20 protein-coding genes are annotated in these 23,305 nt (G+C 53.7%); 5 read left to right on the top strand and 15 right to left on the bottom strand.

Annotated elements, in window-relative coordinates:
• Positions 1-88: 88 nt before the first annotated feature.
• The 4 genes from AC3RCL_RS30065 to AC3RCL_RS30080 form a co-directional block, all read right to left on the bottom strand.
• A complete protein-coding gene (locus AC3RCL_RS30065) occupies positions 89-2,071 on the bottom strand; it encodes a methyl-accepting chemotaxis protein (protein WP_492533624.1) in 1,983 nt (660 codons plus the stop codon).
• Positions 2,072-2,435: 364 nt separating this feature from the next.
• Positions 2,436-3,896 carry a catalase gene (locus tag AC3RCL_RS30070; RefSeq protein WP_213580696.1) on the bottom strand — a complete coding sequence of 487 codons (1,461 nt, stop codon included), beginning with the start codon at positions 3,894-3,896 and terminating at the stop codon, positions 2,436-2,438.
• Positions 3,897-4,082: 186 nt separating this feature from the next.
• Complete coding sequence (locus tag AC3RCL_RS30075; RefSeq protein WP_009590363.1) at positions 4,083-4,901, bottom strand: winged helix-turn-helix domain-containing protein; 819 nt, start codon at positions 4,899-4,901, stop codon at positions 4,083-4,085.
• Entirely contained in the window at positions 4,877-5,272 is a 396-nt protein-coding gene (locus tag AC3RCL_RS30080) for a Fur family transcriptional regulator (protein WP_009590342.1), read from the bottom strand. Before AC3RCL_RS30080 ends, AC3RCL_RS30075 begins: the two co-directional genes overlap by 25 nt.
• A gap of 198 nt (positions 5,273-5,470) precedes the next feature.
• On the opposite strand from AC3RCL_RS30080, the gene AC3RCL_RS30085 reads away from it, so the two are divergent.
• The 4 genes from AC3RCL_RS30085 (at position 5,471) to AC3RCL_RS30100 (ending at position 9,612) form a co-directional block, all read left to right on the top strand.
• The gene (locus tag AC3RCL_RS30085) at positions 5,471-6,481 is read left to right on the top strand and encodes a D-alanyl-D-alanine carboxypeptidase family protein (RefSeq protein ID WP_015737808.1); all 1,011 of its coding nucleotides are present in this window, start codon (positions 5,471-5,473) and stop codon (positions 6,479-6,481) included.
• Positions 6,482-6,600: 119 nt separating this feature from the next.
• A complete protein-coding gene (locus tag AC3RCL_RS30090; RefSeq protein WP_096775812.1) occupies positions 6,601-7,296 on the top strand; it encodes a response regulator transcription factor in 696 nt (231 codons plus the stop codon).
• Positions 7,289-8,386 carry a sensor histidine kinase gene (locus AC3RCL_RS30095; protein ID WP_492533628.1) on the top strand — a complete coding sequence of 366 codons (1,098 nt, stop codon included), beginning with the start codon at positions 7,289-7,291 and terminating at the stop codon, positions 8,384-8,386. Before AC3RCL_RS30090 ends, AC3RCL_RS30095 begins: the two co-directional genes overlap by 8 nt.
• 113 nt (positions 8,387-8,499) lie before the next feature.
• Complete coding sequence (locus tag AC3RCL_RS30100; protein ID WP_036662016.1) at positions 8,500-9,612, top strand: diguanylate cyclase; 1,113 nt, start codon at positions 8,500-8,502, stop codon at positions 9,610-9,612.
• On the opposite strand, the gene AC3RCL_RS30105 is transcribed toward AC3RCL_RS30100, so the two are convergent.
• The 4 genes from AC3RCL_RS30105 to AC3RCL_RS30120 all read right to left on the bottom strand — a co-directional run bounded on the left by AC3RCL_RS30105 (position 9,609) and on the right by AC3RCL_RS30120 (position 14,208).
• Positions 9,609-10,559 carry an aldo/keto reductase family protein gene (locus AC3RCL_RS30105; protein ID WP_492533630.1) on the bottom strand — a complete coding sequence of 317 codons (951 nt, stop codon included), beginning with the start codon at positions 10,557-10,559 and terminating at the stop codon, positions 9,609-9,611. The genes AC3RCL_RS30100 and AC3RCL_RS30105 overlap by 4 nt on opposite strands.
• Positions 10,560-10,638: 79 nt before the next feature.
• The gene (locus AC3RCL_RS30110; RefSeq protein WP_192570358.1) at positions 10,639-11,748 is read right to left on the bottom strand and encodes a Ger(x)C family spore germination protein; all 1,110 of its coding nucleotides are present in this window, start codon (positions 11,746-11,748) and stop codon (positions 10,639-10,641) included.
• On the bottom strand, positions 11,745-12,854 hold the full coding sequence (locus tag AC3RCL_RS30115) for a GerAB/ArcD/ProY family transporter (protein WP_492533632.1): 1,110 nt from the start codon (positions 12,852-12,854) through the stop codon (positions 11,745-11,747). Before AC3RCL_RS30115 ends, AC3RCL_RS30110 begins: the two co-directional genes overlap by 4 nt.
• A complete protein-coding gene (locus AC3RCL_RS30120) occupies positions 12,847-14,208 on the bottom strand; it encodes a spore germination protein (RefSeq protein ID WP_492533634.1) in 1,362 nt (453 codons plus the stop codon). The genes AC3RCL_RS30115 and AC3RCL_RS30120 overlap by 8 nt, the downstream gene beginning before the upstream one ends.
• Before the next feature lie 215 nt (positions 14,209-14,423).
• On the opposite strand from AC3RCL_RS30120, the gene AC3RCL_RS30125 reads away from it, so the two are divergent.
• Positions 14,424-15,977, top strand: a complete 1,554-nt coding sequence (locus tag AC3RCL_RS30125; RefSeq protein WP_192570355.1) for an FAD-dependent oxidoreductase — start codon at positions 14,424-14,426, stop codon at positions 15,975-15,977.
• 210 nt (positions 15,978-16,187) lie between these two features.
• On the opposite strand, the gene AC3RCL_RS30130 is transcribed toward AC3RCL_RS30125, so the two are convergent.
• From AC3RCL_RS30130 to rsgA, 7 genes are all read right to left on the bottom strand, one after another.
• On the bottom strand, positions 16,188-16,640 hold the full coding sequence (locus tag AC3RCL_RS30130) for a hypothetical protein (RefSeq protein WP_090909828.1): 453 nt from the start codon (positions 16,638-16,640) through the stop codon (positions 16,188-16,190).
• A gap of 89 nt (positions 16,641-16,729) precedes the next feature.
• Positions 16,730-17,440: a diacylglycerol/lipid kinase family protein gene (locus AC3RCL_RS30135; RefSeq protein WP_492536497.1), complete on the bottom strand. Its 711-nt coding sequence runs from the start codon at positions 17,438-17,440 to the stop codon at positions 16,730-16,732.
• 4 nt (positions 17,441-17,444) lie between these two features.
• On the bottom strand, positions 17,445-17,624 hold the full coding sequence (locus AC3RCL_RS30140) for a hypothetical protein (protein ID WP_492533637.1): 180 nt from the start codon (positions 17,622-17,624) through the stop codon (positions 17,445-17,447).
• Between the two features lie 133 nt (positions 17,625-17,757).
• Entirely contained in the window at positions 17,758-19,632 is a 1,875-nt protein-coding gene (locus AC3RCL_RS30145) for an ABC transporter ATP-binding protein (protein ID WP_492533639.1), read from the bottom strand.
• Positions 19,629-21,356: an ABC transporter ATP-binding protein gene (locus AC3RCL_RS30150; RefSeq protein ID WP_492533641.1), complete on the bottom strand. Its 1,728-nt coding sequence runs from the start codon at positions 21,354-21,356 to the stop codon at positions 19,629-19,631. The genes AC3RCL_RS30145 and AC3RCL_RS30150 overlap by 4 nt, the downstream gene beginning before the upstream one ends.
• A gap of 11 nt (positions 21,357-21,367) precedes the next feature.
• Positions 21,368-21,850: a MarR family winged helix-turn-helix transcriptional regulator gene (locus tag AC3RCL_RS30155; protein ID WP_492533642.1), complete on the bottom strand. Its 483-nt coding sequence runs from the start codon at positions 21,848-21,850 to the stop codon at positions 21,368-21,370.
• Between the two features lie 201 nt (positions 21,851-22,051).
• Positions 22,052-23,164 (bottom strand): ribosome small subunit-dependent GTPase A, encoded by a 1,113-nt coding sequence (gene rsgA / locus AC3RCL_RS30160; protein ID WP_492533644.1) that lies wholly within the window; start codon positions 23,162-23,164, stop codon positions 22,052-22,054.
• Positions 23,165-23,305 lie beyond the last annotated feature (141 nt).

Consider the following 23,305-nt stretch of genomic DNA (forward strand, 5'->3'; position numbering starts at 1 on the left):
CGCATGCAAAAAAGCAGCAAAGGAATTTGCGTTCCTCTGCTGCTCCACTTATATATTGCAGTGGATGATAATACCGCCTTGGATTCTCTTAAATCCTAAAGCGTTTGACCATCTCCTGCAGTTCTTCCGCCAACCGGCTTAAATCTGCCGCGGACGCCGTTACCTCTTCCATGGAAGCAAGCTGTTCCTGGGAGGCTGCCGATATGGTCTGCGTTTGGCTTGACGTTTGCTCCGAAACCTCGCGGATTTCTTCTACGGATCTTTTGGTGGAAGCCGTATCCTGAGCCAGCTCCTTGGCTGCCTTCGAGGTGGTTCGTACTTGTCCGGAGGCCGAATGCACGGCCTTCTTGATTCGGGAGAAGGAACGTCCGGTCAGATCCGCCGCATCCACGCCGTCCGATACCTTCTGCCTGGCGGCTTCCGTCACCTCGATGGTCCGTTCCACTTCGGCCAGTATTCCCGCGATCAGCCCGGTTATGTAATCCGCCGAGCTTTCCGACCTTTGGGCCAGCTTACGGATTTCCGCGGCTACAACGGCAAAGCCTTTCCCTTGCTCCCCGGCCCTCGCGGCCTCGATCGAGGCATTCAGCGACAACAGGCTGGTCTGCTTGGCGATGTCGGTAATGGCGGAGGCGATACCGCCGATCTCCTCGGTTCGCTCGGACAGCTGGTGGATCACGCCGTTCAGATCGTTCATCGCATGATCGATATCCTGCATTGTTGCCGCCGCCGTAATCACCGTCTTGTTCCCTTCCTGCGCCAATTCCTCCGTCTGATTCATTGCAGCCGTAACCTTCTCCAGCACCTCCGCAATGTCATCGGCATGCCGGGATACTTGAAGGATGCGCTTCAGAATCTCCTCCGCGGCGTTCAGCTGACGTTCGCTGCCGGCGGCCACCTCCTGAATGGAAGAGGTGACATGCTCCACGGCGCTTGTGTTTTGCAGGGCGCTTGCGGACAATTGCTCGGACGAAGCGGAAACATTCTCCGTCATGGTTTGGACCCCATGCACCATGTCCCTGAGGCTGTTCACCATCTGCTGAAAGTGATCGGCCAACTCTCCGATTTCATCACGCTTGAAGCCATTCATGCGAATCGTCAGATCCCCTTCGCTAATGACTTCGGTCGCTTGGCGCATACGGCGGATCGGACCGATGACGGAACGTACGTTCCAAGCCGCCAGGACCAGGGCGGCCGCCAGCGAAACGCTCAGGACCACGAGCATCGTTTGACGGATGCCGTTGACGGAGTCGCTGACCTCCTTAGCATACATGGTGCCCGCGATTTTCCAGCCGGTAAGTTCATTCGTGATGTAATTCAATTGTTTCTCCATGCCGTCGTGGGTATAGCGAAACTTGCCTTCAGGCTGCTCATACAGCTTGGAGATCCAAGCTTCCTGCGCCAATGCGTCCGTCCCTGCTTCGTATTCAGGATGAAATAGATAGTTGTGCGCTTGGTCCAGGACCATCGTGTAGCCTTCTTTCCCTACTTTCACTTCGACCAGGCTCCGTATGCTATGGAGGTTCAGATCTATGCCCACGACGCCTTCGCCGTCCGGCAGCATCTGGGCAATCGTCACGACGATCAGCGATCCTGCCTGCGATGCGTAGGGAGCCGTAATAATCGGCCGGCCCGATGCCTCCATTGCCTGTTGATACCATCCGCTTTGTCTGGGATCATAATCCGGCGGCAGCTTTTCCTCCGATGCCTTGAGCAGCCCGCCCCGCGCCGTTCCGATGAATACTTCCACCGTCTCGGGGTGAAGTCCCAAATACTGCTTCAATGTATGGACTGCTGCACCTTCTTGGCCTGCTGTTTCCTTGTCGATATCCGCGGACTTCATCTTCCCGCTAAAATAGGCCAGGTCATGGAACTTCGATTGAATCGTTTGGTTAATGATTCCATCAGCCGTGTCGACGCTCTGCGTTGCACTGCGCAGAATCTCATCCTCGACGGTCCCCTTGGCGTCCCGGTAGGTGATCATGCCGATGGCGCAGCTGGGCACGATAAGCACGAGAAGAAACGTAAGAATCATATTCCTTCTGATACGGTTTGCTCTCTTTTTCTTCATGAATCTCTTTCCTTACTAACCGCAGTGAATCTCACCCGTCTTCGATATACATACTCCATTCAACTTATCGGCATCCCTTGGGCCATACATTATGTGGCAGGCATAGGTAATTATATCCATACGGGAAAGGCGTCCATTGACGCACATCGCAGAAGATAGACCGCGTTTATACGAAGTTTTTACTTGCCGGATCAGGAGGGTAAAAAAACCTGAAGTTTATACTTCTGGACTCTAAAGAAAAAAAGAGGCACCCATTTATGCGGGTACCTCTTTTGGCCGGCGACCATGGATCGCCGTCTATATAAAGGCCTTCCATCCTGCACAGCGGAAACAGGATGGCGGGCTCTTATATGCTTGCATGGTGTTACTTCGGCTGACCGGCCGGGATGAATCCGCTCAGGTCTACGCCAAGCCCTGCGGCAAGTCTTGCGCCATATTCGGCGTCTGCACGGTAAAAATTGCATACGGCACGGAGCTGGATGTCGGATTTGACCTGGCTCAGGTCATCAACCAGATTGCGGAGCAGATGAACCTTCTGCTGCTCCGTAAACGAACGGTACAATTCGCCGGCTTGGGTGAAGTCATCCGTTTTCTCGATGCGCTGGCGAACGACATGACCGCTCAGCGGAGCTTCGCTCTCATTCACGGACGGATCTTCCACAGGGCCCGTTGTATAGCTGTTCGGTTCATAGTTCACCGGCGACGGATCTTGATTCACGTTCATCAAGCCGTCGCGTTGATGATTGCGCACAGGGGCATACGGGCAGTTGATCGGGATCTGCAAATAATTGGCGCCCAGACGATGACGCTGCGTATCCGGGTAAGAGAATAACCGGCCCTGCAGCAATTTATCCTCGGACGGCTCAATGCCAGGCACCAATGCGCTCGGGGAGAAAGCCGCCTGCTCCACCTCGGCGAAGAAATTCTGCGGGTTACGGTTCAGGGTCATCGTACCCACGGTTATGAACGGGAAGCGATCCTCCGGCCAAGTCTTGGTCGGATCCAGGGGATCAAAGGACAAATCATCCATTTCTTCCGGAGACATCAGCTGCACCTGCAGGCGCCATTTCGGGAAATTCCCGTTAGCGATGTGTTCGCGAAGATCACGGGTGGCATGATTGAAGTCCTTGCCCTGCACCGCTCCCACTTCGTCTGCATTCAGCGTGTTGATGCCTTGCACGGATTCCCATTTGTATTTAATGTAGGTCACTTTGCCTTCGCTGTTCACCCACTTGAACGCATGGACGCTGAAGCCGTCCAACTCGCGATAGTTCGCCGGCGTGCCATGATCCGAGAACAGCCAGGTCATCATATGGGTGGATTCCGGAGACAGCGTCATGAAATCCCAATACCGGCCTGGCTCTTGAATGTTGCTTTCCGGCGAAGGCTTCAAGGAATGCACCATATCGGGGAATTTGATCGCGTCCCGAATGAAGAAGACCGGGAGATGATTGCCTACAATGTCATAGTTCCCTTCCTCCGTATAGAACTTCACGGCGAATCCGCGCGGATCGCGTGCCGTTTCGGGCGACCCGGTTCCATGGATAACCGTGGAGAACCGGACGAACACGGGGGTTTCCTGACCGATTTCCTGCAGGAATGCCGCTTTGGTATACGGCTTCATGTCATGCTCGACCACAAATACGCCGTGGGCACCAGCTCCGCGTGCATGAACGACGCGCTCCGGAATCCGTTCACGGTCGAAGTGGGCTATTTTTTCGATCAGATGATAATCCTCAAGCAGCGTCGGTCCGCGGCGGCCCGCCGTTTTGGAATTTTGGTTATCTCCTACGGGAGCACCTTGGTTGGTTGTCAATCTATCCATCTATGAACCCTCCATCATTCTATAATTGATTTTAGACTGAATCTAAATTTATGAAATGATTGTATCATCGGAGGTTCGCTCGGATCATGATTGTCGCGTGAGCGTTATGTGACCCTTCCATGAGCCTTATATGAAGTTCGGATGAATCATTGCGACAATCGCGAATGAACAAAAAAAAGGAGGGGATTAATCCGCCAGGCGGTATCCCACTCCTCTAACCGTTGCGATATAGCGCGGGGCACCCGCGTTGTCGTTCAGCTTCTTGCGCAAGCTTTTGATGTGGACATCCACCACGTTGCTGCCGCCCATAAAATCGGTATCCCAAATTTTGCACATCAGGTCCTCACGCGTGCATACGGCCCCTTCGCTGTCCAGCAGCAGCATCAGCAGATGATACTCCGTCTTGGTCAAGTGAATCGGGGTGCTGCCCCGGTGGATGGTCATTTTATCCCGGTCGATCGATAAATCTTTATAGATCAGTCCCCGCATGACCTCTTCTCCACCCGACAAACCCGCTGCCGGGGAGAACAAGCGAATCGTCCGCTGCACCTGATACATCATCGTATCTTTGGAACGGGCCGGCCATACCATCAGCTCTTCATCCAACAGGCTTGATCCTGCATTGCTCATGAGCTCCTCGCCTACAAGATACAGGATCGGAATCGTGGTATGTTCCGGCAGAAGAAGCTCCTTCTCCTTGTTGAACGCCGCCATATTCCGGCAGCCCGTCATGTCGGCGATAATGAGTCCCGTGTTCAGGGCGGACTGCAGACGCGGTTCCCATTTACGGAACATCATGACCTCGAAGCAGTTCTCCGTCAAGGTTATGAACATTTCGTTCACGCGCCCCGGAGACCGGCTGATCAATGCGGCCCGCAGCGTGGTGGGACAAGCATCTCCAATCGCCATCGGCGTCGTGGGACGCACATACAGATTGCCGGATTGGAAATCCGGAAAAGCATAGACTTTCCCGAGCTCCGTCATTTCTTCCGTTTGATTTGACATTCTGGACACACCCCCCCGAATACGACGTGAGCATGATGGATAACGTAGTTGGTTTCACCGGCTACCGTAGCAGCCCAATCCTCTGGCACCTCCGTCATGACCTCGTCCACTTTGCCGCAGACTTCACAGATAATATGCTGGTGCTCGTCGGTACGGGCATCGTATCGACTCGCGCTCTCGCCCAGCTTCAATTCCCGGATCAGTTGTTTATCCGTCAAGTAACGCAGGGAATTATAAACGGTCCCGTACGCGAGATTATATCCTTTCTCCACCAGCCGGTTCATGATATCCGCAGCAGTCGGATGATCATGCGATTCCCGAAGGACATCGTACACCGCTTGGCGTTGCGTCGTCAGATTTAAAGATTTCAAGGTATTCACCCTTTTAATTTATTTTTAGATCAAGTATAAATCTTATTCGTTTCAAGGTCAACATCCCGCGCCAAAAACGCTGCTGGTAATCTTTAAGATTTCTTTAGATTCAATTAAAAATTACTTTAGTTTGTCTGGCTAGACTTAGAACATACATAAATGAGACGCATAACCAGTCAAAGGAGACGATAGAGCGCCATGGAATCCATAACCAAGCATCCCCGCAAGGCACCTCCAGCCCCTGAAACATCCCGGCAGCAAACCGGCACGCTTCGGCATCAACGTGCGAACCGCCGCAAGGGACGCGCGAAATTAAGCCTGTTGCTGCTGCTGTTCGGCGTCATTCTGATAGCCGTGTTCATAGCGAGGGTATTTATACCCCCTCCCATCAAAGCGAGCTCGGCCATCCTGATTCATGCGGATACGGGCCGCGTGCTCTATGCGATGCATGCCGATCTCCCCCTTCCTCCCGCAAGCATGTCCAAGATGATGACCGAGCTGCTGGTGCTGGATGCTGTTCGTTCCGGGCAGCATGCCTGGGACGAGAACGTACCGGTCAGCCGATATGCCGCAGAGGTACCCGGTTCGGCCATCGGCATGCATGAAGGCGAACGTTACACGCTGAAGCAGCTGTTCGAAGCACTCATCATCCATTCGGCCAATGATGCGGCCGTTGCTATTGCGGAGCACCTCGGCGGGTCGGAGGCCCGATTCGTGGAGACCATGAATGCCCGGGCGAAGGAAATCGGCCTCTCTGACCGCACCGTATTCGCCAACGCTTCCGGTTTGCCTGCGGCCGACCTGGTTCCTTTTGCCGAGGCGGCCTCCGAAGGGGACACCGTCATGACGGCCCGGGACTCAGCCATGCTCGCCAGATGGCTGGTGAACAAACACCCGGATCTGCTTGAGGTAACCAGCCAGCGGGATTTGCCCGTCCCGCAGAAGGAACTCTCCCTGCACACCACGAATCTCATGCTGCCCGGCGAGCCGCATGCTTACCAAGGCAATGACGGCTTTAAGACCGGGTATACGGCCTCGGCCGGTTATTGCTTCACGGGAACCGCGTCACGGGGCGGAAACCGGCTGATTTCCGTCGTGATGGGAACCGGGGACGCCGATCAGCGGTTTACGGAAACCCGGAAGCTGATGGATTACGGATTCGATCGCCAAGGCATCCTTTCGAATCTCGTATCCGGCCTTTTTAAATAGCTATTGTGCAAGTACTCCCTAGTTTTTGAAGGCAAAGCTGCACTTTATGCGGTTGATTTAGGGTACACTGTTCCTAAAGGAATCATAGTTTTCATGGGAGATGTACGGGAGGATATCGAATGAGAAGCGTATTAATCGTAGATGACGATAAAGAAATATCCGGGCTGATCTCCATTTATCTGGAGAATGAGGGATACCGCGTAATCCAAGCCCACGACGGGGAAGAAGCCCTGCAGGCCATGACCTCGAACAACGGAATGATAGATCTCGTGATTCTGGACGTCATGATGCCCAAGCTGAACGGGATCGACACCTGCCGCAGAATCCGGGAAACCTCGTCCATTCCCATTCTGATGCTGAGCGCGAAGAGCGAGGATATGGATAAAATACTGGGGCTCATGACAGGCGCGGATGATTATATGATTAAACCGTTCAATCCGCTGGAACTGACGACACGGGTCAAAACGCTGCTGCGGCGCTCCACCCAGTACAACGTGGACCTTCACCAGGGGGACAGCGACCGGATCCGGATCGACGGGCTCGACATTAACCGGACAACGCATGAAGTAACGGCCAATGGCCGTGCGATCTCCCTGACGGCCAGGGAATTCGAGATTTTGTACTTGCTTGCCCGTCAGCCGGGGAGAATCTTTAGCGCCGAGGATATCTTCCAGCAGGTCTGGAAGGAAAAATATTACGTCTCCAACAATACGGTCATGGTTCATATCAGCAACCTGAGGGACAAGCTCGAGAAGGAACTCGGTTATAAACTCATCCAAACGGTATGGGGCGTCGGGTACAAAATCCATGCGTAAGCTGCAGTGGAAGATTATCACGCTGTTCTTCGCCAGCGGTGCCTTGACCTTGTCCATATTGTTCATCGCACAGCAGATCATGCGATTGATCGGCCGGGAGTATTGGAAGGAGCCCTGGGTAGACACCCTTTTCAGAGTGGAACGCACGCTGTCGAGTTTCTTCGGCTTTCCGGTCGTCCCGACGATCATCGGCATCGTGCTGTTTATCTGCATGGTGCTTCTCTTAAGTCAAGGCACCATTCGCCAAATCAATCAATTGATGCAGGGGACGCAGCGTTTGGCGAGGGGCGAGTTGGACCAGGCGATCATCGTAAGCTCGAACGACGAGCTGGGCCAGATGGCCGTGCAAATCAATCAAATGGCCCAGCAGCTCAAGCTGTCGCTGGCAGAGGAGCGGATGGCGGTCCAGTCCAAAAACGAGCTTATCAGCAACGTATCGCATGATCTGCGCACCCCGCTCACCTCCATCATCGGGTACTTGCGGCTGGTCAACGAAGACCATTACAAGGATGAGGTCGAACTCCGCTATTACACCGATATCGCCTACGATAAATCGCTGCGTCTGGGCGGCCTCGTGAATGATTTGTTTGAGTACACCCGGATGGGGTATTCCCCGATTAACCGTGTGGACATCAATTTGGTTGAGCTGCTTGCCCAATTGTCCGTGGACTTTTCATTGACCGGGCAGCATGAAGGAGTACAGGTCGTGTTTACGCCTGCCGTGGAGAAAATCATGATCTCATCGGACGGGGATAAGCTGATGCGCACCTTCGAGAATCTGCTGTCCAATGCGGTAAGGCACGGACGGGAGGCCGGGCGTGTGGATTTAAAAGTATCACAGGATCCCAAGTTTGCCATCGTGCAGGTGATCAACTACGGTCCTCCGATTCCCCAGCATGCCATCCCCCACTTGTTCGAGCGGTTTTACCGGGCAGATGAATCGCGGACCGATCAAACCGGCGGCTCGGGGCTTGGCCTGGCCATCGTAAAAACCATCGTCGATGCCCATCATGGCACGATCCAGGTGACCAGTACGACAGAGTTGACGATGTTCGAGGTTCGCCTACCATTGCAGGTCCCAGAAAATTAACAAAAATTACGTTTATCATTCGACATACAATTCCATTTTCCGATAAAATAGGGGTGAATGTCTTCATCGCTCTGTCGTTCCTACCGCAGGGTACGTGAAAGGAATGATCCCCTATGACTAATATACTATTTACCAATTTTTGTATATTTGTAACGTTCTTATACTTATCCGGACTGCTGTCCCAAAAATATGTCGCAGGTGTCGTGGTGCCCTCCTTCACCGTCAAGATCAACGCCGGGCTGCTCTTTGGCATCTATGGGATCATTTTAATGTACTACTCGTTCCCCATCGACCCGCGGTTTTTTGCTGATTTGCGGCATCTGGCCATAATGGTTATCGCCACCTACCTGGGATGGCTTCCGTCCTTGATTGCCGGCATGCTGATTGCACTTGGACGGCTGATCCTGTTCGGCATGTCCGCTTCCTCGGCCATTGCAGGTGCGGGCATGCTGCTGATCAGCGTCGTCTGCGGGATCCTCTCCCGCACCCATTGGAATCGTCTGAGCAAAATGCTGCTAATGAGCCTATCCAGCATGTTGGTCATCTTGTTCATTATGTGGATGAACATCCCGAACCATCAAAAGGTGTTTACCGTCTTCACGCAACAGCTCGTCATATCGGTGCTGGCCACGGTGGTCATCTACATGCTGACCGAGTATATCAACACCTCGAATAAACTGTTCCTGCAGATGAAAAAGAACGCGGAAACGGATTACCTGACCAGCCTGCACAATTTGCGCCAGTTCGAGCAGCTGTTGTCGGAACGCTTCCTCGAAGCCCAGCATTTCAGCGAGCGGCTGGGTGTCCTGGTCGTGGACATCGATCATTTCAAACAAATAAACGACACCTACGGCCATGCGGCCGGAGATGTCGTTTTGCAGCAGCTCAGCAAAGTGCTGAGGGATCATTCCCGTTCTTTTGATGAGGTATCCCGCAACGGCGGGGAGGAATTCTCGGTACTGGTCCCGGAAGCCACCATCGACGAGACGGCCGCGATCGCGGAACGAATCCGAGCCGCGGTAGAGGACCACGTCTTCACCCTTGAAGACGGAGCCAAGCTTCGAATCACCGTGTCCATCGGCGCTGCTGTGCATCCCGATACGATCCGGTCCAAAAATGCCAAGGAGCTGCTCCAGCAAGCGGACCGCGAGCTGTACCGCGCCAAGGAAAGCGGGCGCAACCGCGTATGCTCCGCACCCGAAATCAATGACCTGATTCTCTCCTAATTCGGATCCGCCTTCAGGATGTCCTCGATGACAGCCAGCGTATCCGAGGACAATTTCATACCGGAAGCCTTCACGTTCTCTTCCACCTGTTCCGGACGGCTGGCGCCCACCAGCGCGCTGGCTACGTTGTTCTGGCGCAGAATCCAGGCCAAAGCCAATTGGCCGACGGTCATGTCCAGCTCGCTTGCGACAAGGCCCAGCGCCTGCACCTTCTGTATGCGATCTTCGTTTATTTTGAGCCGGTCTGCTCCAATCTTCGACGCGCGGCTGTTCTCCGGCACGTCCTGCTTCGAGGCGTACTTGCCGGTCAGAAGCCCTTGAGCGAGCGGGGAGTATACGACTTGTCCAATCCCCTTCTTCTCGCCAAGCGGGATAATCTCCTCCTCGATCTTGCGCTCGAACATGTTATACAGCGGCTGATTCACCACGATGCGGTCCAGTAAATACCGGTCCGCAACAGCCAAGGCCGCTTCCATCTGGGCCGCCGTCCACATGCTGACGCCGACATAGAGCACCTTGCCTTGCCGGACAAGATCATCCAGCGCGCGAAGCGTCTCCTCAAGCGGCGTTTCCTCATGATATCGATGGCAGTAGTAGATGTCGACGTAATCGGTGCCCAGCCGCTTCAGGCTGGCATCGCACTGCTCTTTGATATGCTTGCGGGACAGTCCCTGATCATTCGGTCCGTCTCCCATCTTGCCGAACACCTTTGTGGCCAGCACATAGGATTCCCTCGGAAATGCCCTTAACGTCTCGCCCACGACGACTTCGGCCGCTCCTTGAGCATAGACGTTCGCCGTATCGAAAAAATTGACGCCGAGTCCATAGGCAGTCTGAATCGACTTGACCGCATTTTCCCGTTCCACGTATCCCCCGTAGGTCAGCCAGCTCCCGAGGCTGATATCGCTAACCTTCAGTCCGCTTCCGCCCAATCTTCTGAATTCCATATGTGAAACCTCCTTCATACAAGATAGATGCTTATCCTTATTGTAACATCTTCCTGTACGATAAACAGATATCCCCCGCCTAGCGTTTATAGCCGGTAGACTTTATTTTCACCTTGACCGATACATTAAACTTGGCATTCGGATAAATGGCAGCCCATTCCTCCATCTCCGTCCGGTTGTTCCAATGCGTGCCGCCATACCGGAGGCCGAAACCCAGCGGATCCAGTCCTGTTTTTTGAATTTTCTCCAAAAAGCTTTTGACCGCTTGGGATAATTCCTTGTTGAATTGCGCTTCGATGTTGTCCAGATCCCTCGGATCCAGCTGCGCGGGATCCTCTTTCTCCTCCAATATCGCCGTGATCCTTATCTTATAATCAATCGTTCCTTCCCCTCGTTTATCCGTTACGATCTTGTATCTGGCCCGGGTTCTGTCCGTGTTCACTTCAAGCAATTTGCCGCCAATCTTCGTTCCGAAATTCGTGCTTAAATTCCGGAGGTCCAGCAGATTGTACAGCCTGGTTTCATCCGGGGTCAGGATGTACTTCACTTTGTTCTTGTCCATCAAGGCTACTTTATCGATATTCAGAACCTTGTCTTCGGTCGTTTCCACGACGGGCATAACCGGGTCCTCCCCCTCCTCCAACATTCGGCGGCTCAGATCGAAGGAATAGGTCTTCGAGATAAAAGGGGATTCGGTGCCTTCCTCGCTGAGCGCCAGAAATATGGCGTTTCCGGCGATCCGCTCCGTAGGAGGCTCCGCTTTCAATACGGCTTCTGCGGTAGGAACGGCAACAGCCGGATACATGAGCAGCTGCATGTCCCGTCTCCGAACGGTCCAATCCTGAATTTTGCTGATATCTGTTCGCGCGAAAGCCTCGCCGTACATCACACCCTTGCAATGTCCGAAGTCGAGCTCCTTATCCACCTTGGATTTGACCTCCCGGATCGCCTCCGCAATGCTTGTCGATTCCTCCGTTATGAGCAGGGATTTTTTGTCCCCGGTCTTCGGATCGCCCGAAGGAATGGCGATTTTGAAGCTGAAACGGTGCATTTCGGGATTTTTCTCCGAGACATCGATCCCTATGGATACTACGAATAGCCTGAGATCGATATCCCGAAATTCGCAGCCCGACAGAAACAAAAAAGAGCAGCACATGACACAGAGCAGCCCTCGTTTCAGGCCATTCATGCTCTCTTCCTCCTTTTCTTCCATACCGCATAGATTAACATGGCAAGCAGCAGGAACTCGCCCCCAAACCGGACGTCCAGGAATACGATCGCCATATCGTTCAATATGTATTGATTCACAATTATCGACGTTCCGAAGGTAATAAGGGAAAAGAGCACCAGGACCCACCATTCGACTTTTCGCTTTTTATCTATCGATTTGCCCTGAACCCCCGATAAACCGAAGCCCCCCAGGATCAATTCCTTGCCAACATGCCAGTGTATGATGGAATTCACTAGGGAAAGGCACATATATGCCACGTAGAAGACATAAATCATCCGTTCAACGATGAAATAACGGATCCGCAGTGCGTCTATCGTCGAGAAGGCCGGATACACGTGTCCTCCGGCTCCTGCGGCTCCCAATATCCCGATGGGCGCGAACATCGAAACGAGAAGGGTCAGTATGCTGACTACCACGATCGCCCAAATATGGCGGACTCTGAATCGGTGAAAGATCCGGTTGAATACCACCATGTTCACGTATCCCGTAAAAATATAGGTTGCTCCCGCAACCGTCCCGTAATTAGGTAAATTCCAGGCATGGGTAATGATCTGCCTCACGGCATCCCAGCTGAAATACGGATTGCTGAAGACGCGCCATGACATATAGGCAATCAGAGGAACGGTGATGTACAAAATCATCTCCAACCCGTAAAGAATCGATTCGGAATCGAGCCTGGCGCTAAGCGCCACAACCACCAGAAATCCCATCAGAACGATATAGGGAGACACGTCCGGACTGATGTAACGGTTGGTAATATCCACGAAGCTGGTCAAGGTAATGACGCTGGAGAAATACCACGCAAGTCCGTATAACACAAGCAGGATGCCGGATATCCCTTTCGGCATCACCGATTGGAAAATCTCCGGCAGCCCTTGCCCCGGAAATTTCTGAATCAGATTTATGAAGCCGAACATAATCAGGGTCCCGATCGGGATGGATACGAGGATCGACATCAGCGCACCGTCAAAGCGATCCGTAATCAAGATGCGGGGGACATAATTAATCAGGTTGATGGTTGCGTTGAGCAGGAAGAGGTAATAAAAATATTTGTTTCTAACCACTTCGCTGGTCTCCTTTCTTGTTCCAATCCACGGCAAACATCTTCAAGTAAGGTTTGCCGAAGGACCGTAGGCTCGTGAGGTACATGATCATGGCCACCACACCCAACACGATGCCAACCAAGCCGAAGAAGGTGGCAAGCACGATGAAGAGATACTTCGTAACGCGGATGCCGGAGCTCATCATCGTGATCGGGATGACGAAATTCGTTATGGCAACCGCGGACACCAGAATGATCATGATGTTGCTGACCAGTCCGGCCTCCGTAGCGGCGGTTCCCAGAATGAGACCCCCGACCGTGGTCGCGGCCTGGCCAATCGCTTTGGGCAGCCGAACGCTGGCCTCCGTCAGAAATTCCATCGCGAGCAGCATAAAGATCACTTCGAAGAAGGACGGGTACGGCACCGTGGCCCGGCTTCCTGCAATGAGAAGCGTAACTTGCATCCTCAATATCTCCGGGTTATAGGAGGTGAATGCCACGTAAAAACTTGGCATCAGCACGGTTACAAACAAGGCGATATACCGAATGGCCTTGAGAAACCAGCCGATCGGGGGAAGCTGGATTTTATCGTCCATCGCGGTAAAGAAATCATTGAATATGGCCGGCAGCAGAAGGGCATACCCCGTTGAATCCATTAATACCGCAATCTTTCCTTGCGATATATTCAATACGGTCCGGTCAGGGCGCTCGGTCAGCATCAGCGTAGGATACAACCGAAATCTGGGGTGCATCGTGTGTCTCTCGATTTCGGATGCCGACTGCACAATATCCGCTTTGAGTTCGGACAATCGCTTTTTAAGCTCCTGCAGTACCGCTTCTTCTACTTTGAGCGCATCGTACATAATGATGATCCGGGTCTGCGATATTTTGCCGACGGTCATGAATTCCGTCTTCAAATCGGTGGTTTGGTATCGATGGCGAACCAGGTTCAGGTTCACCTCGATATTCTCCGTAAACGAATCGTCGGGTCCCTGAATGACGTTCTCCGTACTGGCAGGTTGGATGGAACCGGCATTAACCAAGACGGCGTCAAAAAGAAGCACGGTGTCCTGTATGAATATGGCAACGCAGCCCCTCAGTATATTGCGGAGCAATTCCTGTTCATCTTTCGGCTCCATGCTCGATGGAAAGGAACGGATGAATTGCTCGTATAAGTCCAAGGAATTTAGCTCATAAAAGCGGTTAATCAAATTATCGTTGATCATGACAGGATCGCACATGCTCTTTAAATAGACCAGCAGCGCGTGTTCACCCTCGTTCTTCAGCTCGCGCTGCTCGATATCACCGATGCGGTTAAGCTGCTCCTTCAGGCAGTTCTTGGCTTGGTCCGCGTTCAAATACTGTTCGCTGGTCATGATACCATCCCCCATTTTCTTATATTTCCGTGAACTCCCGCTTGTCTCCCTAGGTTCTGCATAAATGTCCCAAAATATTTACAATCCTCCAGAAAACTTCAGGAAGCTTCTTTCCATCCAATCGGCATAGTTTCTAATCATTCCCATGTGGTAATAATGAAGACAAGAGAATGAGTTTATGGGTGATCCCCATAGTAACCAAGGAGGAATCGTGAATGAACCCATCCAATTCATCGCATCAGGAACTGCCGCAATTTCCGGAGTCGCTGTGGGTAGCTACAACTGAACTGCCTACCTTTCCCCGCTTGGCCGAAGATATCGAGACGGATGTGGCGGTAGTCGGGGCCGGCATAACCGGCATCACGACCGCTTATCTGCTGGCCAAGGCAGGTAAAGATGTCGTGCTGATCGAGGCAGGGCAAATCCTGAACGGGACCACCGGCCATACAACAGCCAAAGTCACGGCCCAGCACGGGCTGATTTATCATGAATTCCTGAATCATTTCGGGGATGAGAAGACAAGGCTCTATTACGAAGGGAATCGGGAAGCGATTGAATTCATTAGGGACATTGTTGGCGGCGACGAGGAGAAGTTTGGGCTAAAGCTGGAGGATGCCTATATTTACGCTCAAACGGAAGACAAATACCTCTCCAAGCTGGAGGACGAAATCAAAGCCTACGAGAAGCTCGGCATCCCGGGAGAATGGCAGGAAAGCCTTCCTCTGCCTATGCCCGTCCGTGGAGCGATCAAGATGCCGGGGCAATATCAGTTCCATCCCCTGCAATATCTTAAGCATCTGACGGAACAATTCCTGAAGCTCGGTGGACGAATCTATGAGAATACGACCATGGATGAAAAAGTCGAAACCGACGGACCGATCACGCTGCTCACCAAACGGGGCGGCCACCGGATTACTTGCAACCACGCCGTATCCGCGTCTCATTTTCCGTTCTATGACGGGAAAGGGCTGTACTTCACGCGGCTGCATGTAGAACGTTCCTATGCGGTTGCCGTCAAACCCGAAACCGCTTATCCCGGCGGGATGTTCCTGAGCGTGGATCAGCCGACCCGTTCCCTGCGGTCGGCTACCTATAACGGCGAGGAGCTGGTTATCGTCGGCGGCGAGAACCATCCGACGGGACGCAGCATCTGTACCCATCAGCATTACGAAAACCTGGAGCTTTTTGCAGGAAATCTGTTGGGCGCTTCCGCCATTCCTTATCGCTGGTCGACCCAGGACCTGATCACGCTGGACAACATGCCTTATATCGGGCCGATCACGTCCAATCAGGACCGGATCTTTGTCGCGACAGGCTTCCGGAAATGGGGGATGACAACGGGAACATTGGCCGCGAAGATCATTTGCGATCAAATACTGGAGAAAGATAACCGTTATGCCGACGTCTTTAACCCGTCCCGCTTCAAGGCAGACCCGAGCATCAAAACATTCGTCGCGCAAAATGCCATGGTTGCAAAGGATTTCGTTGCCGGCAAGTTCGAAATGTCCCACGCCGATATTACTGAACTGAAGCCGGGCGAAGGCGCCGTCGTCCGCCATAACGGGCAGCGTGCCGGGGCCTATAAGGATGATCAAGGAAACCTCTATCTTGTGGATACCACCTGTACCCATCTCGGCTGCGAGGTGGAATGGAACGAGGGCGAACGTTCATGGGATTGCCCTTGCCACGGATCACGCTTCCGCCATAACGGCGAGGTGCTGGAAGGACCGGCTATTGAACCGTTGAAGCAATTGGACCCGGAGAGCTAATAATCCCAGCCCACCGCGCCTTAAGAGGACCCTAAACCAAAAAGAAGTGAAGCCACCGGGCTTCACTTCTTTTTTATACATCACCTGCGAGATTAGCAGCACCTACGAGATTCGGACGGCAAATCTCTGCAGATTTATTCTTTCATTCAAAAAGGCACCCTGACGGGTGCCTGTGTCTTGATATGGCGAAGATGCTCTTTGCACGACAGCCTATGCGATTTCCGGCGCCAGCTCCTCGCGGTATGCCGCAAGCGACTGATCCACGATGACCTGTATGAAATCGGGATCGATATCCTGGATCCAAGGCATGGCGTTATTCCAAGCATTTTCCTCGATTTGAAGCGCGAGCTGCCTCTGATCCCATTCATCCACCGTTTGATCCATCCGGTCGCACAGCTCTGTCAGGGTCATGTCCATTGAATGGCCCAGCTCATGTGCGAATACCACCGCAAAATAGGCATGGAACGGCTCAAGCGTGCCAAACAGCTGCAAGCACTGCTGGCGTATGACTTCGGTATACATCGTCACGCTGTGCGAATGCATCACATATTTTCCGCCGATTAACCGGCCCCCTGGAAAATACGCCTCCATCTCCACGGTGACACTGCTGCCCGACCGACGTAGAAGCTCTTGCGTAATTCGGTTCAGTTCGGACTTATTCAATAATGATCATGGCTCCCTTTAAAGATATAAACATAAACATCATTATAAAAGAACCATATGAAATTGCAATATCAAATATGCCTGCCGGCTTACTCCGAGCCTGTCAAAAACCTTAAGCGGCGCGGCTTGACGGATACGGCCGCAGGCGTCTCCATATATATCTCCCCGTCCGTGTCGGCCTTCATGGGCCCATCCGTTATCAGCTTGATCGAAGCGGCCCTCACATACGAGATGCTCTCGTTGGCCGGCTTCCACTCCCCTTCGATTTTACGGCTTAGCAGCTCTTTTAACAGGGGGAGTCCGGCTTCGCGAATGATGAGCACATCCAGCAAACCGTCCGTCAACGAATCGAATGTAAAAGGCAGCGGGCGGGTTCCCAAGTATCGGCCATTCGATATGTAGATCATAATCGCTTCACCTTCACTGGAATGGCCGTCATATTCCATCCTGTAGGAGAACGGCACGGCCGATCGCACGGTTTGCAGCATGCTGATGAAATAACTGAGCCTGCCAAGCGCTCCTTTCAGATCGGGGTTGATGTTCTCGGAAGTGGCCGTTATGAGCCCGACGCCAAAGAAATTCGTAAACACCCTGTCATGCGCCGTGCCGATATCCAATGCGCGGACTTGTCCCTTCATTAATGCTTGAGCTGCCGATGCCAGCTCGACCGGCAGATTCATGGAGCGGGCAAAGTCGTTGCAGGTCCCCACGGGCAGAATCCCGATAAGGGGCGGTTGTTCCAGCGCCGCAATGCCGTTCACGCACTCATGGACCGACCCGTCTCCTCCCATAACCAGGATGAGCTCATACGCCTCCCCCTGCTCCCTGCACTGCGGTTTCCCCTTCTCCCGGCGCCGAGGTCTGAAACAATACCAGCTCCTTGATGCCTTCCCCCAGTATCGGGATGACAGCCGCAAGCTGCTGCAGGGTCTCCTGCTGACCCGCACTGCGGTTATACACCAACAAAGCCCGATGATACATCATTCCCGCCTCCCTCTGATCCGTGCCTGATTGGCTTGCTTCTATTATTACCCTTTGTTATGAAGCGATTAATCAACAAAAAGAAGACCCGCTTCGCAATCGAAGGGGTCTTCTTGTCATAGCTTTCCTTGCCTCGTTATCCGGCTTCATGCTGATCACTGAATTGGCTGTTATACAGGTCGGCGTAGAAGCCGCCTTGGAACAACAGCTCTTCGTGGGTTCCCTGCTCGATGATGCTGCCCTTGTTCATGACCAGAATCAGGTCAGCATCCCGGATCGTGGACAACCGATGGGCAATGACAAAGCTGGTCCGGTCCTTCATCAGCTCATTCATCGCTTTCTGGATATAAAGCTCCGTCCGCGTATCCACGCTGCTGGTGGCCTCATCAAGGATGAGAATCGACGGGTTGGCGAGAATGGCCCGCGCAATCGTCAGAAGCTGTTTCTGCCCTTGCGATATATTGGAGGCTTCCTCGTTCAGAACGGTATCGTAGCCCTCCGGAAGCGTCCGGATGAAATGATCCGCATGAGCCGCTTCAGCCGCCCGGATGATCTCTTGTTCCGTGGCGCCTTCCCGTCCGTATCCGATATTATCCCGGATCGTCCCGTTAAAGAGCCAGGTATCCTGCAGCACCATTCCGAACAGGCTGCGCAGTTCACTGCGCCGAAGAGCCGTAATATCCGTGCCGTCTATCGTAATTTTGCCCTGATTCAGCTCATAGAACCGCATCAGCAGATTAATGAGCGTGGTCTTCCCTGCACCGGTCGGACCGACAATCGCGACCGTTTGGCCGTGCTTCACGTCCACATTCATATTTTCGATGAGAAGCTGGTCCGCTTTATAGCCGAAGCTCACGTTCTCGAAGGTCACGTCGCCAAGCGGCTGCTTAAGCTCGGCGGGAGCGGTATGCTCTGACACCTCTTCTTCCTCGTCCAGCACTTCGAACACGCGCTCTGCCGAGGCTACGGTGGATTGAATGACGTTCGCGATGTTCGCAAGCTGAGTAATCGGCTGCGTAAATTGGCGCGAATATTGAATGAAGGCCTGAATATCCCCGATCTCGATCGCCCGGCGGGTAACCAAAACACCGCCGACGACGCTGACGATCACATATCCGATATTGCCGACAAAACTCATGAGCGGCATGATGGTGCCCGATATAAACTGGGCTTTCCAACCGGCATCATAGAGTTTGTCGTTAACCTCGTCGAATTGCTCCATGGACTGCCGTTCACGGCCGAAAGCCTTCACTACTTTATGACCGGTGTACATTTCCTCCACATGTCCGTTCAGCTGACCCAGATGCTTCTGTTGGGCCACGAAATGCTTCTGCGAGCGCTTGGCAACCATGATGGTCACCACCACGCTGAGCGGGAGGGTCAGAATAACCACCAACGTCAGCAGCGGGCTGATCGTGAGCATCATGACGATGACGCCGACCAGTGTGACCACAGACGTAATCATCTGCGTCAAGCTCTGCTGAAGCGTGCTGCTGATATTGTCCATATCATTGGTCACCCGGCTCAGCGTTTCCCCATGCGTGCGGGCGTCGAAATATTTCAGCGGCAGGCGGCCGAGTTTGTTGTACACATCCTTGCGCAAATCATACACGGTGCGCTGGGCCACGCCGGCCATGACATACTGCTGGATGTACGCAAACAGCGAGCTTAAGAGATATAGTCCTGCAAGCCAGAGCATGATTGTCCGAATGGCGTCAAAATCGATCCCGGCACCTGGCACGCCTTGCATCTTAGCCATGAAGCCTTTGAACAGGATCGTGGTGGCATCCCCCAATATTTTCGGGCTCACGATGCTGAATATCGTACTGAGGATCGCTGCGATCAAGACGATCAGCAGCTTGCCGGTATGCGGCTTGAGATATCGCGTTAACCGGCGAAACGTGCCTTTGAAGTCCTTGGCTTTTTCCCCTGGCATCCCAGGCCCGTGCGGGCCGCCGCCAAAGGGACCGCCCGGTCCCCGAGGATGTCCTCCCCGTTTCTTCTCACTCATGCGATCTCCTCCTCTGACAGCTGCGAGGTGACGATTTCGCGGTACACATCGCTGGAAGCCATGAGCTCCTCATGCGTGCCGATGCCGGTAATGCGTCCCTCGTCCAGCACGATAATCCGGTCGGCGTCCATGACGGTGCTGACCCGCTGAGCAACGATCAAAACGGTGGCCTCCGTCGTTTCCTCGCGAAGCGCTGCGCGAAGATTGGCGTCCGTCTTGAAATCCAGCGCCGAGAAGCTGTCGTCAAACACATAAATCTCGGGTCTGCGAACCAGCGCCCTTGCAATCGAGAGCCGCTGCTTCTGGCCCCCGGATACGTTGCTGCCGCCCTGCGAAATCTCGGCATCGTACTCGCCTTCCATGGAGGAAATGAAATCGGCGGCCTGGGCAACCTTCGCTGCATGCCGGATCTCCTCGTCCGTGGCATCCTCTTTGCCGTAGCGGATATTCTCCGCAATGGTCCCGGTGAAGAGCAGCGCCTTCTGCGGCACGAATCCGATCCGGTTCCGCAGATCCTCCTGCATCATGTCGCGGATATCAGTTCCGTTGACGAGAATCCGGCCCGATGTCACGTCATAGAAACGCGGGATCAAGCTGATCAGCGTGGATTTGCCCGAGCCGGTTCCGCCGATGATCGCCGTGACTTCGCCTGGGCCGGCATGGAAGGAGATATCGGATATGGCGGGCTCTTCCGCGCCGGGATAATAGAAGGTCACATCCTGAAATTCGATCGATCCCTGCAGCACGCCGGCATTGCGCGGCTGTTTCGGATCGTGGATCTCAGGCATCATGTTCAATACTTCATTGATCCGGACCGCCGATGCCTGGGCGCGCGGAATCATGACAAACATGACGGATAGCATGATCAGCGAGAACATGATCATCATCGCGTATTGGAGAAACGCCATGAGGTCGCCGACCTTCATATGCTCGGCATCTATGCGGTGGGCTCCGAACCAGACGATCGCCAGCGTGGCAAAGTTCATGACCAGCATCATGACGGGCATCATCGCCCCCATGATTTTATTGACTTTGATCGAAGTGGCCGTCAGGTCCTCGTTCGCATCGTTAAAGCGGACCGTTTCATGGTCCATCCGGTTAAAGGAACGGATGACCCGGATTCCGGTCAGATTCTCCCGCAGCACCCGGCTCAGCGTATCGATCTTCACCTGAATCGCTTTGAAGAGCGGAATGCCTTTTTTGGCGATCAGGAAAATAGCAAGTGCCAGAACCGGCAGGACAATCAACAGCACCGTTGTCAGTCCGGGATCTCTCGACACGGCCATCACGATGCCCCCGATACACATCATCGGCGCAATCGCCATCATGCGAAGGATCATGATCGTAACCTGCTGCACCTGCGTAATGTCGTTTGTCGTACGGGTAATCAGCGAGGCCGTGCCGATCTTGTCGAATTCCTGCAGCGTGAAATTCTCGACATGGGAGAACACGCGCCCGCGAAGAATTTTCCCGAATCCGGTAGCCGATTTGGATGCGAGATAACTCGCGGCAATAGAGCAAATCATGCCCCCCGCCGCAACCAGCAGCATGAAGCCGCCCACGCGCCAAATATAAGGGACGTCTCCCTTCACGATGCCGATATCCACGATGTCCGCCATCAAGGTAGGCAAGTACAGATCAGACAGACACTGGAAAAATGTGAACAGCAGGACCAAAATGACCGCTGTCCGGTACGGTTTCATATAGTGAAACAGCTTTAACAAATCCCCCACCCCTACTCGTTGTCTGATGTCGTTTCGTTCGATTTGCGTTTTTGTTCATGAAAATGGTACACCTTCGTCAGCAGCTCCGTCAGTTTGACGCTGTCCTCTTCCCCGAGGAAATCCACCAGCTCGTTAAAGCTGTTCTTGACGTTCTGATAGGTTTGCTGGACAACGCGGTTCCCTTCCTCCGTCAGCTGCACGCGGACCGCACGCCGATCCTGCGCATCCATCACCCGCTCCACCAGCCCTTTGCTCTCCAGCGCATTGATGAATTGCGTGATCGTCGGCGACGTAACATTCATCATGCTGCTGATCTCGGACACTTTCATGCCGGGGCCATCGGGCTCGATATGATGTTTGAGTCCCATCAGAATGCGGATCTCGCCGGGTGTATACCCTGAAATCAAGTGCTGATCCCACTCCTGCTTGTGGAACATGCGTATGCTGTACAAGAGCCTGCCGGCAACGCTGTCCTCCCGCCTGCCGCCCTTCATGCATGGTCCCTCCCGCGAATGTTGGTCCTCGTTCCCGTTCATTTCTTTATGTAAATCTGGATGTTGATCCTCCGCCATGGTCCACCTCTTCTCGGCAACGGCTCGAATAAAATAGATAGATTGCCAATTTATTTGGTTACCTAACTATATACCCGAGAGATGACCGAAGTCAAATCGACTCCGGCCTTCCCTTAACATCCATTATTCATCATCGTACAGCAGCTGCTGATATGCCCCTTTGCGGCCTCGGTCGCCCTTGCGCGTCGACTTGCCCGAGCTCTTGTTCTGGCGGCGGTTGCTTACCCTCTCTTTGCGGGCGATATGGGCCAGCTCCCGCTCCGTCTTCTTGTAATTCGCATATCGCTTTGCATCCAGCGTTCCGTCCTGAAGCGCTTCCCGGACCGCACAGCCGGCCTCCGTTTCATGACGGCAATCATGGAACCGGCACTGCTGCGCCAGCGCGGAAATATCCGCGAAGGTCGCCTCGAAGCCTTCTTCCGAATCCCACAGCTGCAGCTCCCGCATGCCCGGCGTATCCACCATGATCGCGCCTCCCGGCAGCACGAAAAGCTCCCGGTGCGTCGTGGTGTGCCGCCCTCTTGCGTCCTCTTCGCGTATCCCTTGAACCCGCTGCATTTCCTGGCCGGACAGCCAGTTCAGCAGCGTCGATTTGCCGGCACCGGAGGTACCCGTTATGGCGACCGTTTTCCCTTGCACCAGATACTCTCCAAGCTGCTCCTTCCCTTGATCCATCAGGGAGCTTACCGCATGGACCGGCACGCCCGGAGCAACCGCCTCTACCTCCGAGACGTACGCTTCCGGCGATTCGCATAGGTCCGCCTTGGTGAGCAGCACGACCGGTGCGGCACCGCTCTCCCAGACCGCAATCAGATAGCGTTCAATCCGGCGAACATTAAAATCCTTGTTGAGCGCGTTAATGATAAACACGGTATCCATGTTGGCCGCAATGATCTGCTCATCCGGCACGCTTCCTGCCTCCCTGCGCGTGACGGCGGATTGGCGGGGCAGCAGATGATGAATGACGGCACGGGATTCGCCCTGCAGCGGCTCCACCATGACCCAATCGCCGACTGCGGGAAAGTCGCTTTTGCTGCCCGCTTCGTATTCATACTTGCCTGTGACAATGGCCGTCTGCTCACCCTCTTGAGTGATAATGCGGTATTGCTTCGAGAATTGGGCCGTAATGCGGGCCGGCACCAGCGCCTTGTCCTGCTTCGGGATCTGAGCGGCCATCAAACGCCAATGTTCATTCCATCCATAGGCTTGCAACGTTGTCATGTCTTGTTTCGTCAAATTCGTGATATCCCCTTATCGTTGTTGGATTGGTTGTTAACAAATGATCAAACACAAAAAAAACCGCAGATTTGTATCCGCGGCTGATCTGAGACTATGCAGGACGAAGGCATCGATCCTCGGCGGCCAAACCGCCAAAGA

Source organism: Paenibacillus sp. MT86 (assembly GCF_058792535.1).

What these genes read in the sequence shown, in the direction of transcription:
- AC3RCL_RS30065 (WP_492533624.1), bottom strand. Translation starts at nt 2,071, where the DNA reads ATGAAGAAAAAGAGAGCAAACCGTATCAGAAGGAATATGATTCTTACG.
- AC3RCL_RS30070 (WP_213580696.1), bottom strand. Translation starts at nt 3,896, where the DNA reads ATGGATAGATTGACAACCAACCAAGGTGCTCCCGTAGGAGATAACCAA.
- AC3RCL_RS30075 (WP_009590363.1), bottom strand. Translation starts at nt 4,901, where the DNA reads ATGTCAAATCAAACGGAAGAAATGACGGAGCTCGGGAAAGTCTATGCT.
- AC3RCL_RS30085 (WP_015737808.1), top strand. Translation starts at nt 5,471, where the DNA reads ATGGAATCCATAACCAAGCATCCCCGCAAGGCACCTCCAGCCCCTGAA.
- AC3RCL_RS30090 (WP_096775812.1), top strand. Translation starts at nt 6,601, where the DNA reads ATGAGAAGCGTATTAATCGTAGATGACGATAAAGAAATATCCGGGCTG.
- AC3RCL_RS30095 (WP_492533628.1), top strand. Translation starts at nt 7,289, where the DNA reads ATGCGTAAGCTGCAGTGGAAGATTATCACGCTGTTCTTCGCCAGCGGT.
- AC3RCL_RS30100 (WP_036662016.1), top strand. Translation starts at nt 8,500, where the DNA reads ATGACTAATATACTATTTACCAATTTTTGTATATTTGTAACGTTCTTA.
- AC3RCL_RS30105 (WP_492533630.1), bottom strand. Translation starts at nt 10,559, where the DNA reads ATGGAATTCAGAAGATTGGGCGGAAGCGGACTGAAGGTTAGCGATATC.
- AC3RCL_RS30110 (WP_192570358.1), bottom strand. Translation starts at nt 11,748, where the DNA reads ATGAATGGCCTGAAACGAGGGCTGCTCTGTGTCATGTGCTGCTCTTTT.
- AC3RCL_RS30120 (WP_492533634.1), bottom strand. Translation starts at nt 14,208, where the DNA reads ATGACCAGCGAACAGTATTTGAACGCGGACCAAGCCAAGAACTGCCTG.
- AC3RCL_RS30125 (WP_192570355.1), top strand. Translation starts at nt 14,424, where the DNA reads ATGAACCCATCCAATTCATCGCATCAGGAACTGCCGCAATTTCCGGAG.
- AC3RCL_RS30140 (WP_492533637.1), bottom strand. Translation starts at nt 17,624, where the DNA reads ATGATGTATCATCGGGCTTTGTTGGTGTATAACCGCAGTGCGGGTCAG.
- AC3RCL_RS30145 (WP_492533639.1), bottom strand. Translation starts at nt 19,632, where the DNA reads ATGAGTGAGAAGAAACGGGGAGGACATCCTCGGGGACCGGGCGGTCCC.
- AC3RCL_RS30155 (WP_492533642.1), bottom strand. Translation starts at nt 21,850, where the DNA reads ATGAAGGGCGGCAGGCGGGAGGACAGCGTTGCCGGCAGGCTCTTGTAC.